Source organism: Mesorhizobium sp. WSM4906, from assembly GCF_029674625.1.
Taxonomy (GTDB): Bacteria; Pseudomonadota; Alphaproteobacteria; order Rhizobiales; family Rhizobiaceae; genus Mesorhizobium.
The window spans coordinates 586,765-601,192 of record NZ_CP121355.1 but is presented as its reverse complement, the minus strand read 5'-3'; the positions used below and the strand labels follow the sequence as shown (position 1 = coordinate 601,192).

The 14,428-nt window shown below is 63.4% G+C and carries 15 protein-coding genes; 4 read left to right on the top strand and 11 right to left on the bottom strand.

Annotated elements, in window-relative coordinates; genetic code table 11:
* Positions 1-154 precede the first annotated feature (154 nt).
* The 6 genes from ahcY to QAZ22_RS02745 all read right to left on the bottom strand — a co-directional run bounded on the left by ahcY (position 155) and on the right by QAZ22_RS02745 (position 5,793).
* Positions 155-1,555 (bottom strand): adenosylhomocysteinase, encoded by a 1,401-nt coding sequence (gene ahcY / locus QAZ22_RS02770; protein ID WP_278205463.1) that lies wholly within the window; start codon positions 1,553-1,555, stop codon positions 155-157.
* Between the two features lie 263 nt (positions 1,556-1,818).
* Positions 1,819-2,115, bottom strand: a complete 297-nt coding sequence (locus tag QAZ22_RS02765) for an HPr family phosphocarrier protein (protein ID WP_278077535.1) — start codon at positions 2,113-2,115, stop codon at positions 1,819-1,821.
* On the bottom strand, positions 2,112-2,513 hold the full coding sequence (locus QAZ22_RS02760; protein ID WP_126086530.1) for a PTS sugar transporter subunit IIA: 402 nt from the start codon (positions 2,511-2,513) through the stop codon (positions 2,112-2,114). The genes QAZ22_RS02765 and QAZ22_RS02760 overlap by 4 nt, the downstream gene beginning before the upstream one ends.
* Positions 2,514-2,677: 164 nt before the next feature.
* Positions 2,678-3,139 carry an HPr kinase/phosphorylase gene (locus QAZ22_RS02755; RefSeq protein WP_278205462.1) on the bottom strand — a complete coding sequence of 154 codons (462 nt, stop codon included), beginning with the start codon at positions 3,137-3,139 and terminating at the stop codon, positions 2,678-2,680.
* Between the two features lie 51 nt (positions 3,140-3,190).
* Positions 3,191-4,975, bottom strand: coding sequence for a sensor histidine kinase (locus tag QAZ22_RS02750; protein ID WP_278205461.1), 1,785 nt, complete (start codon positions 4,973-4,975; stop codon positions 3,191-3,193).
* Positions 4,976-5,091: 116 nt separating this feature from the next.
* Positions 5,092-5,793 carry a response regulator transcription factor gene (locus QAZ22_RS02745; RefSeq protein WP_006201274.1) on the bottom strand — a complete coding sequence of 234 codons (702 nt, stop codon included), beginning with the start codon at positions 5,791-5,793 and terminating at the stop codon, positions 5,092-5,094.
* Positions 5,794-6,134: 341 nt separating this feature from the next.
* Between QAZ22_RS02745 and QAZ22_RS02740 the strand changes: the two genes are divergently transcribed.
* From QAZ22_RS02740 to QAZ22_RS02725, 4 genes are all read left to right on the top strand, one after another.
* Positions 6,135-7,745, top strand: a complete 1,611-nt coding sequence (locus QAZ22_RS02740) for a phosphoenolpyruvate carboxykinase (RefSeq protein WP_278205460.1) — start codon at positions 6,135-6,137, stop codon at positions 7,743-7,745.
* Positions 7,746-7,828: 83 nt separating this feature from the next.
* Entirely contained in the window at positions 7,829-8,266 is a 438-nt protein-coding gene (gene arfB / locus QAZ22_RS02735) for an alternative ribosome rescue aminoacyl-tRNA hydrolase ArfB (RefSeq protein ID WP_278078158.1), read from the top strand.
* Positions 8,267-8,361: 95 nt separating this feature from the next.
* Positions 8,362-8,982: an alpha-ketoglutarate-dependent dioxygenase AlkB gene (locus tag QAZ22_RS02730; RefSeq protein WP_278205459.1), complete on the top strand. Its 621-nt coding sequence runs from the start codon at positions 8,362-8,364 to the stop codon at positions 8,980-8,982.
* Positions 8,983-9,309: 327 nt separating this feature from the next.
* Complete coding sequence (locus QAZ22_RS02725) at positions 9,310-10,458, top strand: phosphatase PAP2 family protein (RefSeq protein ID WP_278205458.1); 1,149 nt, start codon at positions 9,310-9,312, stop codon at positions 10,456-10,458.
* 53 nt (positions 10,459-10,511) lie between these two features.
* Here QAZ22_RS02725 and coaA read toward each other — a convergent pair whose 3' ends face one another.
* The 5 genes from coaA to hisA all read right to left on the bottom strand — a co-directional run bounded on the left by coaA (position 10,512) and on the right by hisA (position 14,426).
* Entirely contained in the window at positions 10,512-11,471 is a 960-nt protein-coding gene (coaA, locus tag QAZ22_RS02720) for a type I pantothenate kinase (RefSeq protein ID WP_278205457.1), read from the bottom strand.
* A gap of 186 nt (positions 11,472-11,657) precedes the next feature.
* Positions 11,658-11,981 (bottom strand): phosphoribosyl-ATP diphosphatase, encoded by a 324-nt coding sequence (locus QAZ22_RS02715; protein WP_278205456.1) that lies wholly within the window; start codon positions 11,979-11,981, stop codon positions 11,658-11,660.
* 71 nt (positions 11,982-12,052) lie between these two features.
* Entirely contained in the window at positions 12,053-12,847 is a 795-nt protein-coding gene (gene hisF / locus QAZ22_RS02710; protein ID WP_278205455.1) for an imidazole glycerol phosphate synthase subunit HisF, read from the bottom strand.
* Positions 12,844-13,683, bottom strand: a complete 840-nt coding sequence (locus QAZ22_RS02705; RefSeq protein WP_278205454.1) for an arginase family protein — start codon at positions 13,681-13,683, stop codon at positions 12,844-12,846. Before QAZ22_RS02705 ends, hisF begins: the two co-directional genes overlap by 4 nt.
* The gene (gene hisA / locus QAZ22_RS02700; RefSeq protein WP_278205453.1) at positions 13,683-14,426 is read right to left on the bottom strand and encodes a 1-(5-phosphoribosyl)-5-[(5-phosphoribosylamino)methylideneamino]imidazole-4-carboxamide isomerase; all 744 of its coding nucleotides are present in this window, start codon (positions 14,424-14,426) and stop codon (positions 13,683-13,685) included. Before hisA ends, QAZ22_RS02705 begins: the two co-directional genes overlap by 1 nt.
* Positions 14,427-14,428: the final 2 nt, after the last annotated feature.

Genomic DNA, 14,428 nt, shown 5'->3' with positions numbered 1-14,428 from the left:
CCCTGAATGCGTCCCCGGCCCTTCATGTCCCCGGACCGCGAATCACAACAATAGCGCCTGCCGGAATCGGCGTGAAGAATCATAGGCGCAAAAAGTGAAGCCGGGCGGAATGTCAACACCCGGCTTCAATATATTGTAGATATTTTCGCTTTGGTTAATAGCGGTAGTGTTCCGGCTTGTACGGACCCTGCGGCGTCACGCCGATATAGGCCGCCTGCTCGGAAGACAGCTCCGTCAGGCGCGCGCCGAGCTTGTCGAGATGCAGCCGCGCCACCTTCTCGTCGAGGTGCTTGGGCAGCACATAGACCTGGTTCTGGTACTGGCCGTGCTTGGTGAAGAGCTCGATCTGCGCCAGCACCTGGTTGGTGAACGAGGCCGACATGACGAAGCTCGGATGACCGGTGGCGTTGCCGAGGTTGAGCAGCCGGCCTTCGGACAGAAGGATCATCCGCTTGCCGTCCGGGAAGGTGATCATGTCCACCTGCGGCTTGACGTTGGTCCATTTCAGGTTGCGCAGCGACGCCACCTGGATCTCGTTGTCGAAGTGGCCGATGTTGCCGACGATCACCATGTCCTTCATCGCCCGCATGTGGTCGAGCGTGACGACGTCCTTGTTGCCGGTGGTGGTGATGACGATGTCGGCGGTGGGGGCCGCGTCTTCCAGCGTGACGACCTCATAGCCGTCCATCGCCGCCTGCAGCGCGCAGATCGGGTCGACCTCGGTCACCTTGACGCGGGCGCCAGCGCCGCGCAGCGAAGCCGACGAGCCCTTGCCGACGTCGCCATAGCCGCAGACCACGGCGACCTTGCCGGCCATCATGGTGTCGGTGCCGCGGCGGATGCCGTCGACCAGCGATTCCTTGCAGCCGTATTTGTTGTCGAACTTCGACTTGGTGACGGAGTCGTTGACGTTGATCGCCGGGAAGGGCAGCAGGCCCTTCTTCTGCAGCTGATAGAGCCGGTTGACGCCGGTGGTGGTCTCCTCGGTGACGCCGCGGATAGCTTCCTTCTGTTTGGTGAAGAAGCCCGGCGAAGCCTTCATGCGCTTCTTGATCTGGGCGAACAGGATCTCTTCCTCTTCGCTGCCGGGATTGGACAGCACGTCCTCGCCGGCCTCGGCGCGGGCGCCGAGCAGGATGTACATGGTGGCGTCGCCGCCGTCGTCGAGGATCATGTTGGAGGTGCCGCCGTCGGCCCACTGGAAGATCCGGTCGGTGTAGTTCCAATAATCCTCCAGCGACTCGCCCTTGATGGCGAACACGGGAACGCCGGCCTCGGCGATGGCCGCGGCGGCATGATCCTGGGTCGAGAAGATGTTGCAGGAAGCCCAGCGGATATCGGCGCCCAGCGCCTTCAGCGTCTCGATCAGCACCGCCGTCTGGATCGTCATGTGCAGCGAGCCGGTGATGCGCGCGCCCTTGAGCGGCTTCTTGTCGCCGAATTCCGCGCGGCAGGCCATCAGGCCCGGCATTTCGGTTTCGGCGATCTCGATCTCCTTGCGGCCCCAGCCGGCAAGCGAGATATCGGCGACCACATAGTCCTTGCTACCCGTCATGGCAGTGCTCCGGTGTGATTGTCTCAAAAGCGCGCCGGCGCCGGGACGGCGCATGAAGGGGCGCGGATTGCCGGCCTGACTAGCAGATCGGCCGTCAAACGACAATGGGATATAAAGAAATCTTTATTCGTGCATGTCTTTTCATCAATGCATGTCGCTCAAAAGTGCGCAGCGGTTTTGGGGCAACGACATGCACAGACAAAACAGCATGTCGCCCAAAAGTGCGCAGCGGTTTGGGGCAACGACATGCATGAAACTAAAATTCAGATTTCCTCGCCGAAGCGCGAGGCGACCAGCTGCTCCAGCGCATCCATGGCCGGACCGGCTTCCGGACCGGTGGCGGTGACGCGGATCGAATAACCAGGGCTTGCCGCCAGCATCATCAGGCCCATGATCGACGTGCCGCCGACCTTAACGCCGTCCTTCTCGACATGGATGGTGGCATCGAAGCCGCTGGCGACCTGGACGAATTTGGCCGAGGCGCGGGCATGCAGGCCGCGCTGGTTGACGATCGGAAACTCCCGCACCACCTCGTCCCTCTGCGGTGCCTGGGCGTTCATTTGCTGCTCAGAAGCTGGCTGGCGACGTTGATGTATTTGCGGCCTGCCGCCTGCGCCTCGTCGAGCGCGGCGGCCATGTTGTCGCCCTTGCGGACCGAAGAGAGCTTGATCAGCATCGGCAGGTTCATGCCGGCGATCACTTCGGTGCGGCCCGATTCCATCACCGAGATGGCGAGGTTGGAGGGCGTGCCGCCGAACATGTCGGTGAGCACGATGACGCCGGCGCCGCTGTCGACGCGCGCCACCGCGTCGACGATGTCGGCCCGGCGCTTCTCCATGTCGTCGTCGGCGCCAATCGCCACGGTTTCGAAATTGTCCTGTGGCCCCACCACATGTTCTACGGCATGCCGGAACTCGGTGGCGAGTTGACCGTGCGTCACGAGCACGAGTCCGATCATTCTTTGGTGGCTCCCGTCATCGCCGCTTCACAGGCGTATTTTATGTTCGCCAACCATTCCAGGCGGCGGGAGCGCTATCTTGTCGACGCACGGCCGGTTGACAAGCCCAAAATTGCGACGGCCCGGGCCATTTTGACGCATTGCAGCAAAAAATCCGGACCGCATCATGAAAAAGGCTGTATCGAGAGCCGCGCCATCACGGCCGGCACGGCCGTGGCGGCATTGCGTTCGGCAAGGTCGATGCGCGGCACCGCGCAGCCGGCGACAGGCTCGCTGATCTCTTCCTGGAAACGGGCCATTTCCCCTTTCGGCACCAGCCGGATATGGAGGTCGATCACGCCGCCCGGTTCGAACGGCAGCGGACTTGGAATGAAGCCTGGCACTTCGGCGAGGCCTGCGATGGTCGCCGGCGCCCGGCAGACCAGCCGCCCGTGATGCGGGGCGGCAAGCAGCCTGTCGTCGCCGATCAGCCGCGAAAACAGGCCGCGGATTCGGCAATGGTCGATGAGCGTCAGCGCCAGCGTCGTCTTGCCGGCGCCGGACGGCCCGGTGATGAGGACGCCGCGCTCGCCGATCAGGATCGCCGTCCCGTGGATGTTTTCAGGCTTCGCCGCAGGGTCGGGCATAATCGTGTCCTGGTATCGTCCCTTGGTATCGTGAAGACTGGGGACCGGAGATCAGCCTTCGGCCGGCAGCGTCACCACGAAGCGCGCACCCTTGATCTCGCCCGGCTTGGTGCCGGGGATGTTTTCCGCCGTCAGCGTGCCGCCATGCGCCTCGACGATCTGGCGGCTGATCGACAACCCAAGGCCGGAATTCTGGCCAAAAGCCTCGCCGGCGGGCCGGTCGGTATAGAAGCGCTCGAAGATGCGGTCGATCTTTTCGGCCCTGATGCCCGGGCCGTTGTCGTCGACAGTGACGATGTTGAACTTGCCGGCGCGCGCCAGCGAGATGGCGATGTGGCCGTGTTCCTCGGGAACGAAGGAACGGGCGTTCTCGATCAGGTTGGTTATGACCTGGCCGATCCTGAGATCGTGGCCGGTCACGACATAGCCTTTGATGCCCTGCGGCAGCTTGGCGACCTTGAGCTCGATCTCGACCGCCTTCTTGTTGCGCGTCGTCTCGCGCGAGACCGCGATGAGATCGGTGATGAACTTCTTCAGATCGACTGTGGAGGCATCCTCGCGCGCCAGTTCGGCGTCGAGGCGCGAGGCATCGGAAATGTCGGTGATCAGCCGGTCGAGCCGCTTCACGTCGTGCTGGATGATCTCCATCAACCGCCCGCGCGAATTCTCGTTCTTGGCCAGCGGCAGCGTTTCGACGGCGCTGCGCAGCGAGGTCAGCGGGTTCTTGAGCTCGTGCGAGACGTCGGCGGCGAAGCTTTCGATCGCCTCGATGCGCGCATAGAGCGCGTTGGTCATGTCGCGTACGGCGATCGATAGGTTGCCGATCTCGTCCTGCCGGTCGGAGAAGTCCGGGATTTCCTCACGGCTCTTGACGCCGCGCCGCACCCGGACGGCGGCGGCGGAGAGCCGCCGCAGCGGATTGGCGATGGTCGAGGCCAACAGCATCGACAGGATGGCGGTGACGAGGGCCGCGATGCCGAATACGCGCAGGATCGCCTTGCGTTCGGCCGCGACGATCTTGTCGATGTCGCCGCCTTCGGTGGACAGCATCAACACGCCGAGCACGGCGCGGAAGCGCTGGATGGGTACCGCCACCGAGACGATCTGCTCGCCCTGCTCGCTCACCCGCACGATGGTCGAGGGGCCGCCGGTCAGCGCCTTGACCACCTCGGGGAAGGCCGCGCCGTTGCCGCCGGGCTGTTCGTGATAGACGGGCAGGTCCTTGTTGCGGAAGAAGTCGAAGACGAATTTCTCGACGCGCTCCAAAAGATCCGGCTGCTCGTCGTCGACGGGCGGCAGGTCGTAACGCAGGATCTGGCCGCGCGAATAGAGATGGCGCGAATCGAGCAGGAGGTTGGCGTCGCGGTCATAGATGCGGGCGCGCGTGCGGGTCGGCGAGATCAGCCGTCTCAGCACCGGCGCCACGCGCTCGGGATTGATCGGGAAGTCGAGGTTGTCGAGCTGGTCGGAACCCGGCCCCAGGCTTTCGCCGGCCTGCAGCTCGAGCAGCTTTTCCGGATCGATGCTGATCGAGTCGGTCTCGACCGTCGCCGAGGCCGCGATGGCGCCGGCGATGATCTCGCCTTGCGTCATCAGGCTTTCGACGCGGGCGTCGATCAGCCCGTCGCGGAAGGTGTTGAGGTAGAGTATGCCGGTGACCAGCACTGCGAGGCCGGCCAGGTTGAGGAACAGGATGCGCCGCGTCAGGCTGGAGAAGATGTGGTGGCCGAGAAACCGGCGCATCGGCACCGTGATCCTCGACACGAATGCGGGCACGATCCGCGAGGGGCGCTTCGCCGCGCCCGTCCGCCTGCCTCGCTCTACTTCCACTGCCATCAACTAGCAGTCCCTGTTTGGTGAATGGTGAATGGGGAATGGAAAAATGGGGCGCTTAAGATAGAGCCAGTGGGCCGCTCGCACCATCCACTATTCACCATTGACCATTCACTATCTCAAGCTTCCCGAAACCGGTATCCGACTCCGTACAGGGTTTCGATCATCTCGAAGTCGTCGTCGACGGCCTTGAACTTCTTGCGCAGCCGCTTGATGTGGCTGTCAATGGTCCGGTCGTCGACATAGACCTGTTCATCATAGGCCGAATCCATCAGCGCATCACGGCTTTTTACCACGCCGGGGCGCTGCGCCAGCGAATGCAGGATGAGGAACTCGGTCACCGTCAGCGTCACCGGTTCGCCCTTCCAGGTGCAGGTGTGCCGCTCCTGGTCCATCACCAACTGGCCGCGTTCGAGCGAGCGTGCCTGCTGGCTGGGCGCCTTGGCGGCGGCCTCACGGGCGCTGGTGCGGCGCAGCACCGCGCGCACACGCTCGACCAAAAGGCGCTGCGAGAACGGTTTGCGGATGAAGTCGTCGGCGCCCATCTTGAGGCCGAACAATTCGTCGATCTCGTCGTCCTTAGAGGTCAGGAAGATCACCGGCAGGTCGGATTTCTGACGCATCCGGCGCAACAGCTCCATGCCGTCCATGCGCGGCATCTTGATGTCGAGGATGGCAAGGTTCGGCGGGCGAGCCGCCAGGCCTTCCAGCGCCGACGCACCATCCGTGTAGGTTTCGACGCGGTAACCCTCGGATTCGAGGGCGATCGAGACCGAAGTCAGAATGTTGCGGTCGTCATCGACAAGCGCGATAGTTGCCATTTCAAGCGGCTCCCTCATGAGCTGTCCCTTCTGTCGTCGAGAAGGGGCTTTTGTGGACAAATTGGGTACAAAATGTGGCATGGCCCCTCTCCGAAGTCACGGGCGGCCTGCCGCTACATACGATCGCACCCGACACGGGATTGGACGAACAAAGCCTGCCAATCCTTTGGGCAACCTCAGTGAGTTTTTGCACATCTAAACGATTTAAACAACTTTCAAATTTTTTAAATCGATTAATGATTTGATATCATTTGGCTTTTCTGGTTCTGAACCTTATCAGGCCATCTGCGGCCTCCGAAAACCCACCGGTCGAATGCGGCCAAATCCAGAGAGGAAATTTGATGTCGGAAGCCGGCAAACGCAATCCCGACTGCGCCATTGGCGCCATCGGCCTGAAGACCACGGGCATGGTGCATTACAATTTCGGCGCCGCCGAGCTTTATGAGGAAGCGATCCGCCGCGGCGAGGCGAAATTGACGGCGCAGGGTGCGCTGGTTGCCGAGACCGGCCAGCACACCGGTCGCTCGCCGAAGGACAAGTTCGTGGTGCGCGACGACAACGCCGGCCCGCATGTCTGGTGGGATAACAACAAGGCGATCTCGCCGGCGCAGTTCGAGGCGCTCCATGCCGATTTCCGCGCCCACGCTGCGGGCAGGGATCTCTATGTGCAGGACCTCGTCGGCGGCGCCGACGCGGAGTTCCGGTTGCCGGTCCGGGTCGTCACCGAGCTCGCCTGGCATTCGCTGTTCATCCGTAATCTCCTGATCCGCCCGGAAGCTTCGGAACTCGACCGCTTCCTGCCTCAGATGACCATCATCGACCTGCCGTCATTCCGCGCCGACCCGGCCCGCCACGGCACCCGCACCGAGACGGTGATCGCGGTCGATCTGACCCGCAAGATCGTGCTTATCGGCGGCACGTCCTATGCCGGCGAGATGAAGAAGTCGGTGTTCACCGTGCTGAACTACCTGCTGCCGCAAAAGGGCGTGATGCCGATGCATTGCTCGGCCAATGAGGGACCCGCCGGCGATGCGGCCGTCTTCTTCGGCCTGTCCGGCACCGGCAAGACGACGCTTTCCGCCGACCCGGCGCGCACGCTGATCGGTGACGACGAGCACGGCTGGGGTCCGCACGGCATCTTCAACTTCGAAGGCGGCTGCTACGCCAAGACTATCAGGCTGTCGGCCGAGGCGGAGCCGGAGATCTTCGCCACGACGCAGCGTTTCGGCACGGTGCTGGAGAATGTGGTGCTCGACGCTGCCCGCGTGCCGGATTTCGACGACGGCAGCCTCACCGAAAACACCCGCTGCGCCTATCCGCTGGATTACATTCCCAATGCCTCGAGGACCGGCCGCGCCGGTCATCCGAAGAACATCATCATGCTGACCGCCGACGCCTTCGGTGTCATGCCGCCGATCGCCAGGCTGACGCCGGCGCAGGCGATGTACCACTTCCTCTCCGGCTACACCGCGAAGGTCGCGGGGACGGAGAGGGGTGTCACCGAGCCCGAAGCGACGTTCTCGACCTGCTTCGGCGCGCCCTTCATGCCGCGCCATCCGTCCGAATACGGCAAGCTGCTGCGCGAGCTGATCGCGGGCCACGGCGTCGATTGCTGGCTGGTCAACACCGGCTGGACCAGCGGCGCCTACGGCACCGGCCGCCGCATGCCGATCAAGGTGACGCGCGCCCTGCTCGGCGCCGCGCTCGACGGCTCGCTCAATGCCGCCGAATTCCGCACCGACGCCAATTTCGGCTTCGATGTGCCGGTGGCGGTCCCGGGTATCGACGGAGCCATCCTCGATCCGCGCTCGACCTGGGCCGACAAGGCGGCCTACGACCGGCAGGCAGCGAAGCTGGTCAACATGTTCGCCACCAACTTCGAGAAATTCGAAACGCATGTCGATGCGGCCATCCTCGGCGCGGCTCCGCGTCTGCAGGAGGCGGCGGAATAGCTGCCGCTCCAGACATCTTTCCTCCAGGGCCCGGCTTGCGCCGGGCCTTTTCTTTTTGCCGCCGCCGCGTCATGACTGCGCGCATGAGTGCCGACGACAGGATCATCATCGCCAATGACGCGGTCATCCATCCGGGTGACCTGCATGAGGATTTCATCCGCTCTTCCGGCCCGGGCGGCCAGAACGTCAACAAGGTGGCGACCGCCGTGCAGCTGCGCTTCGACGCGGCAAACGCTTCCGGCCTGTCCGAGCGTGTGCGGGAACGCGCCATCAAGCTTGCCGGCCAGCGTGCCACCAAGGATGGGGTCATCGTCATCGAGGCGGGGCGTTTCCGCACCCAGGAGCAGAACCGGGCGGACGCGCGGGCCAGGCTGACGGCGCTGGTCGCCAAGGCGGCCGAACCGCCGCCGCCGCCGCGCAAGAAGACGAAGCCCTCGAAGGGCGCCGTCGAGCGGCGCCTCAAGACCAAGGCCGGGCGCTCGACGGTGAAGAAACTGCGCGGCCGCGTGGAGAACGACTGAGGCCCGAAGTCCGCGACCCGATCGGCGTCCGCTTTCGGGTCGCGGAGCTGTTCCATCGATGGCATGCTCGGGTGAAATTGATCGGACCGAATCCCATGCTCGTTCTGCCCAAGGGCGTTCGCCATATGCCGGGCTACCTGCCACGCGCGGCGCAGGAAACGCTGGTCGAGGAGATCAGGCGCGTCGTGCAGGCGGCGCCGCTCTACGTGCCGGCCATGCCGCGCACCGGCAAGGAGATGAGTGTGCGCATGACCAATTGCGGCACGCTCGGCTGGGTGACGGACCGCGACCGCGGCTACCGCTACCAGCCGACGCATCCGGTGACGGGGGAGCCGTGGCCGCCGATCCCCGAAGCCTTGCTGCGATTGTGGCGCGAGGTGTCGGCCTATCCGCATCCGCCGGAAGCCTGCCTCGTCAACTTCTACTCGGCGGACGCCAGGATGGGCCTGCACCAGGACCGCGACGAGCAGGATTTCGCCGCGCCCGTCGTCTCGGTGTCGCTCGGCGACGACTGCCTGTTTCGGGTCGGCCAGACCACGCGCGAAGGCGTCACGAAGTCGTTCAGGCTGAAGAGCGGCGATGTCGTCGTGCTCGGCGCCGAGGGGCGGCTGTGCTTCCACGGCGTCGACCGCATCTATCCGGCGACCTCGGCGCTGTTGAAAAATGGCGGCCGTATCAATCTGACGCTGCGGCGGGTGACGGTGCCCGCAAGCTAACCAAATCTATAGTTTACTCTCTCTTAAAGACGCTCTGCTGTTGCAGCTTGGGGCTTCGGCAATGACGGAAAGCTATTCGGTCGTCCGCGGCCTGTGGGCGATCGCGAAGGGAGCGACCCAACTCGAACCTATCCGCCCGGTTGCCGGCGGTGACAGGGCGTTCCACCGATTGATGCGGCCGCGTCCGCCTTCCCCGCAGCTAACCGAATCTACAGATTTCTCCCATAAGAACCAAGCCATGTCAGGGCAGCCGCGCGGCGGCGGCTCGCCTGGAATTGAAGGACTGGGGTGTCGAAAAGCCATTCCCAGCCAGGGCGAAATCGCTTGATGCATTCCGGTATCAGGGCTTGGGCAATGATCATAAGGCGATCAGTTTTCAATCGCCCATGGGCGATCATCGAGGCGGCGGCGCAGATCGTCCGCAAGGATTCGGGCCTTTACCTCATAATAGCCGCCTACACCTTGGCCGGCCTGGTCTTTCTTCACGCCGTCGGCGCGGACGACCGCAGCGCGTACTCGATCTATTTTGCAGACTGGACAAAGCTCAACTGTTTGACGTTTCCCATATTCGTCGTCATTTTTGACGCGATCCTCATCTTGCACCGTTTCAGCTCCCGGCGGCTTCTTGTCGTGAAGACGACGTTTTCCAACGGCCGGTTGGCATATTTCCTGTCCGGGCTATGCCTTCTCATGGCGCTGATGATCTTCCAGGGCACGTTCACGTCGGTAAAGAATGCCATGCCTGTCTGGCAGGGCGGTTTTCGCTTCGATGTCGTGCAAGCCAACATCGATGCCTTTCTGCATTTCGGGATTGATCCGTGGCGCTGGCTCTATGCGGTGGCCAAAAATGATTGGGTGCGCGCGGTGGTGGAGTGGAACTACAACGTCTTGTGGTTTCTGCTCAATTTCAGCGCCCTGTTCTTTGTCGCTACATCGCCCAAGGTGGCATCAATTCGGACGCGCTACGTGGTCTGCTTCATGGCTGTCTGGATCATTGTCGGAAGCGTGCTGGCCGCGCTGTTCCTATCGGCCGGTCCGGCATTTTACGGCCTCGTCACGGGAGACACCGCGCGGTTTGGCGAACAACTGGCCTTCCTGACCAAGGGACTCGGATCGTTCTACTCCGCTGTCTCCTATCAAAATTACCTGTGGTCGTTGAACGAAGCCGGGCGGACGGGTTTTGGTTCGGGCATTTCGGCGTTTCCGAGCGTCCATGTCGGCCTGGTAACGCTTAACGCGCTGTTCCTGCGCGAGTACAATCGCTCCCTCGGCGCGCTGGCTTTCCTCTATGTGGCCTTTGTCGCGGCCAGTTCTGTCTATCTGGCTTGGCACTATGCGATCGACGGCTATGTTGCCGCCTCCGTGACGTTCCTGATCTATGCCGTGGCTCGCAAGCTGGTCCCGGCGGATAGCCGGTCGCTGGCGATGCGCACGCAGACCGCCGCTCGTCCCGAGGCGGTTCTCGCGATTTCGTGAGCCCAAGGCGGCAATCTTCCTGGAATTGAACGATCAGCGCCTCGGCATGATGGTCAGAGCTTCCGCAGCGCCACTTCCTCGACCAGGTGGTTGGCGCCCTTGCGCAGGATGAGGTCGGCCCGTGCCCGCGTCGGCAGGATGTTCTCGCGCAGGTTCTTCAGGTTGATGTTGCTCCACAGGCCCTCGGCGATGGCGCGCGCGGCATCCTCGGAAAGCTGCGAATAGCGGTGGAAGAAGGAGTCCGGGTTGCGGAAGGCAGTCTCGCGCAGGCGCATGAAACGCTGGATGTACCACTGGTGGATCAGCTTCTCGTCGGCATCGATATAGATGGCGAAGTCGAAGAAGTCGGACAGGAACGGCACGATCTTGCCGTCCTTCGGCAGCTTGCCCGGCTGCAAGACGTTGATGCCTTCGAAGATCAATATGTCCGGCCTGTCGATGGTGACGAACTCGCCGGGAATGACGTCGTAGGTCAGATGCGAATAGACCGGCGCGCGGACGCTGCTTTGCGCCGACTTGATGCCGGAGAGGAATCTCAGGAGCGCGCCGACGTCATAGCTCTCGGGGAAGCCCTTGCGCTCCATCAGATTGTTATGACGCAGGATCTCGTTTGGCAAAAGGAAGCCGTCGGTGGTGATGAGATCGACCTTCGGGCTCGATGGCCAGCGCGCCAGCAGTTCCTTCAAGACGCGGGCCGTGGTCGATTTGCCGACGGCGACCGAACCCGCGATGCCGATGATGAAGGGCGTCTTGACGACATCCTGCGCTTTGAAGAAGGCCTGGCGCTGCCTGAACAGAAGCTGGCTCGCCTCGACATGCGCCGAAAGCAGGCGGGAAAGCGACAGGTAGATGCGCTTGACCTCTTCCAGGTCGACCGGGTCGTTGAGCGAACGCAGCCGGGAGATTTCGTCCTCGGTGAGCGTGAGCGGCGTGTCGGCGCGGAATTGCGACCATTGCTCGGCCGAGAAGAAGCGATAGGGGGAATATTTCTCGGTAGGAGCAAGCTGGTCCATCGAGTCTCCTGCCCTCCTAGAGCGTTTCACCGTTTCACGGAAACGCCAAACCGCTCTATCTCTTTGTTTTTACGCAATTCCGGACGGAAAACCGTTACACACTTTTCCTGGAATTGCTCTAGAGCACGATGCCGAAAAGTGCGAAGCGGTTTTCGGGCGACATCATGCTCTATCTGTCTCTTTCGATCAGTCCCGGGGCCGGGACGCCTTTTCGGCAACGCCCGAGCGGCCGGTGCGGCCCTCGAGCTCCTTCAGCACGTCGTCCAAACGAATGCCGGCGATGCCGAGGACGACAAGCCAATGATATACAAGATCGGCGCTTTCCGAAACGAGGGCCTGCCGGTCGCCGCGAATGGCGGCGATCACGGCTTCGATCGCTTCCTCGCCGAGCTTCTGCGCCGCCTTGTCCATGCCCTTGGCAAACAGCTTCGCCGTCCACGAATCCGGATCGCCGGAATGGGCCCGCTGATCGATGATCGTTTCCAGCTCGGCGAGCGAAAATTGAGCCATGGCAGTCATCTATCTGTTTGTTTAAGCGTGATCTTTTCCGAAAACCGGTTCCCACTTCTCGGGATCATGCTTTAAGTCCGATGGACGGCCGAGTCCAGCCGCATCGGCAGGCCGGCCTTGGCCATATGCGCCTTGGCTTCGGCGATGGTGTAGGTGCCGAAATGGAAGATCGAGGCGGCAAGCACGGCGCCGGCATGGCCGTCGCGGATGCCTTCGACCATATGGTCGAGGGTGCCGACGCCGCCCGAAGCGATGACCGGCACGCGCACCGCGTCGGCGATGGCGCGGGTGAGCGCGATGTCGTAGCCGGCCTTGGTGCCGTCGCGATCCATCGAGGTGAGCAGGATTTCGCCGGCGCCGCGATCGACCATCTTCCTGGCGAATTCGACGGCGTCGATGCCGGTCTTCTCGCGCCCGCCATGGGTGAAGATCTCCCAGCGGTCGGCCTCGCCGGCCGCCGACACTTTCTTGGCGTCGATAGCCACCACGATGCACTGGTTGCCGAACTTATCGGCGGCTTCCGCGACGAAGTCCGGGTTCTTCACCGCCGCCGTGTTGATCGACACCTTGTCTGCGCCGGCCAGCAGCAGCTTTCGGATGTCGGCCACCTGGCGTACGCCGCCGCCGACGGTGAGCGGCATGAAACACTGCTCGGCCGTGCGGGCGACAACGTCGAAGATCGTCTCGCGATTGTCGGACGACGCGGTGATGTCGAGAAAGCAGAGCTCGTCGGCGCCCGCCGCGTCATAGGCCTTGGCGGCCTCGACCGGATCGCCGGCATCGATCAGGTCGACGAAATTGACGCCTTTGACGACACGGCCGTTCTTGACGTCGAGGCAGGGGATGACACGGGCCTTCAGCATCACGCCCCCTCCATTGTCGACAGCAGGTCGACCACCAGCTCGCCGACCAGCGGCGGCACCTCGCCCTTGGCGTCGAAGGCCGGATCGTAAGCCGAGATGGTGAGCCCGGCGATGGTCAGCGGGCCGGCGAGGCCGCACATCGCCATGCGTACCTGCTCCGGCGCCGGGCCGCCGGGCGTGGCGTAGCGATTGGCCTGCAGCTTCTCGGGGTCATGAACGTCGAGGTCGATATGCATGTGGACCTGGTTTGCGCCATCGGCTTTCAGCCTTTGCGCCGCGGTCGCCCAGTCCGGGCACTCGGTGCGGATGATGGGCAGCCTTTCCAGCAGTTCCTTCTCCGCCGGGTCGAGGTCGCGCGCGTTGACCAGCACGCAGCGGGATGGATCGATCGCCTTGAAGCCGGGGATTTGCGCTGCCATCGGCCGCCAGCACAGGCCAAGCACCGTCGCCAGCGCCATGCCGTCGAGAAAGCCGGAGGTCGAGGTTTCGGGCGTGTTGAGGTCGCCATGCTGGTCGGCCCAGATGATGGCGTCCGCGCCTTCGCCGGCCACCGCGCCCGCGCTGGTCAGGCAATTGCCGGCCAGAACGATCGGGAACCGCCCTTTGTCCAGCGCGATGCGAACCTCGCCCGAAACGGCGTTGCAGACGGCAAATCCCGTTGCGATCTCACGCTCCTGCTCGTCCTCGCTCACCTTGCCGATGTCGTGCACGGCGACATCGTGGCCGGCGAGCTTCAGCGCCTCGGCCAGCCCCCCGGCGATCAGCGTGTCGGGACCCTGGCCGCAGCCGCCGTGAAAGTGGCCGCTGTCGTAGGATGCCAGGATGATCGAGATGTTCACTATTCTGCCTCCGCCCCTTCGCCACGCAGGATCGCCAGTGCCTCCGCCGGGTCGATGCGCCCGTCATAGAGCGCCCGGCCCGAGATCGCGCCTTCGAGCCTCTTCGCATCGGGCATGGTCATGCGCACGATGTCGGCGATCGAGGCCAATCCGCCGGAGGCGATCACCGGGATCGAAACCGCTTCGGCGAGGTCGATGGTGGCGTCCCAGTTGATGCCGCAGAGCACGCCGTCACGGTCGATGTCTGTGTAGATGACGGCGGCGACACCCGCGCCCTCGAATTTCTTCGCCAGCTCGACGACGCCGAGCTCCGAGGCTTCGGCCCAGCCCTCGACGGCCACCTTGCCGCCCTTGGCGTCGATGCCGACCGCTATCTTGCCGGGAAAGGCCTTGCACGCCTCCTTCACCAGTTGGGGCTCGCGCACAGCCACGGTGCCCAGTATGATCCGCGCCAGTCCGCGATCCAGCCAGTCCTCGATCTGCGCCAGCGTGCGGATGCCGCCGCCAAGCTGCACCGGGTTCTTCGTCGCCTTGAGGATGGCGCCGACCGCCGCGGAATTGACGCTCTGGCCCTTGAAGGCGCCGTTGAGGTCGACGACGTGCAGCCACTCGAAGCCCTGGTCCTCGAAAGCCTTGGCCTGGGCCGCCGGATCATCGTTGTAGATCGTGGCGGTCGCCATGTCGCCGTGCTTCAGGCGCACGCATTTGCCGTCCTTGAGGTCTATTGCCGGAAACAGGATCACGG

Bases quoted from the DNA above. Each gene is read 5' to 3' on its own strand.
- ahcY (WP_278205463.1), bottom strand. From the start codon at position 1,555: ATGACGGGTAGCAAGGACTATGTGGTCGCCGATATCTCGCTTGCCGGC.
- QAZ22_RS02765 (WP_278077535.1), bottom strand. From the start codon at position 2,115: ATGAACGCCCAGGCACCGCAGAGGGACGAGGTGGTGCGGGAGTTTCCG.
- QAZ22_RS02760 (WP_126086530.1), bottom strand. From the start codon at position 2,513: ATGATCGGACTCGTGCTCGTGACGCACGGTCAACTCGCCACCGAGTTC.
- QAZ22_RS02755 (WP_278205462.1), bottom strand. From the start codon at position 3,139: ATGCCCGACCCTGCGGCGAAGCCTGAAAACATCCACGGGACGGCGATC.
- QAZ22_RS02750 (WP_278205461.1), bottom strand. From the start codon at position 4,975: ATGGCAGTGGAAGTAGAGCGAGGCAGGCGGACGGGCGCGGCGAAGCGC.
- QAZ22_RS02745 (WP_006201274.1), bottom strand. From the start codon at position 5,793: ATGGCAACTATCGCGCTTGTCGATGACGACCGCAACATTCTGACTTCG.
- QAZ22_RS02740 (WP_278205460.1), top strand. From the start codon at position 6,135: ATGTCGGAAGCCGGCAAACGCAATCCCGACTGCGCCATTGGCGCCATC.
- arfB (WP_278078158.1), top strand. From the start codon at position 7,829: ATGAGTGCCGACGACAGGATCATCATCGCCAATGACGCGGTCATCCAT.
- QAZ22_RS02730 (WP_278205459.1), top strand. From the start codon at position 8,362: ATGCTCGTTCTGCCCAAGGGCGTTCGCCATATGCCGGGCTACCTGCCA.
- QAZ22_RS02725 (WP_278205458.1), top strand. From the start codon at position 9,310: ATGCATTCCGGTATCAGGGCTTGGGCAATGATCATAAGGCGATCAGTT.
- coaA (WP_278205457.1), bottom strand. From the start codon at position 11,471: ATGGACCAGCTTGCTCCTACCGAGAAATATTCCCCCTATCGCTTCTTC.
- QAZ22_RS02715 (WP_278205456.1), bottom strand. From the start codon at position 11,981: ATGGCTCAATTTTCGCTCGCCGAGCTGGAAACGATCATCGATCAGCGG.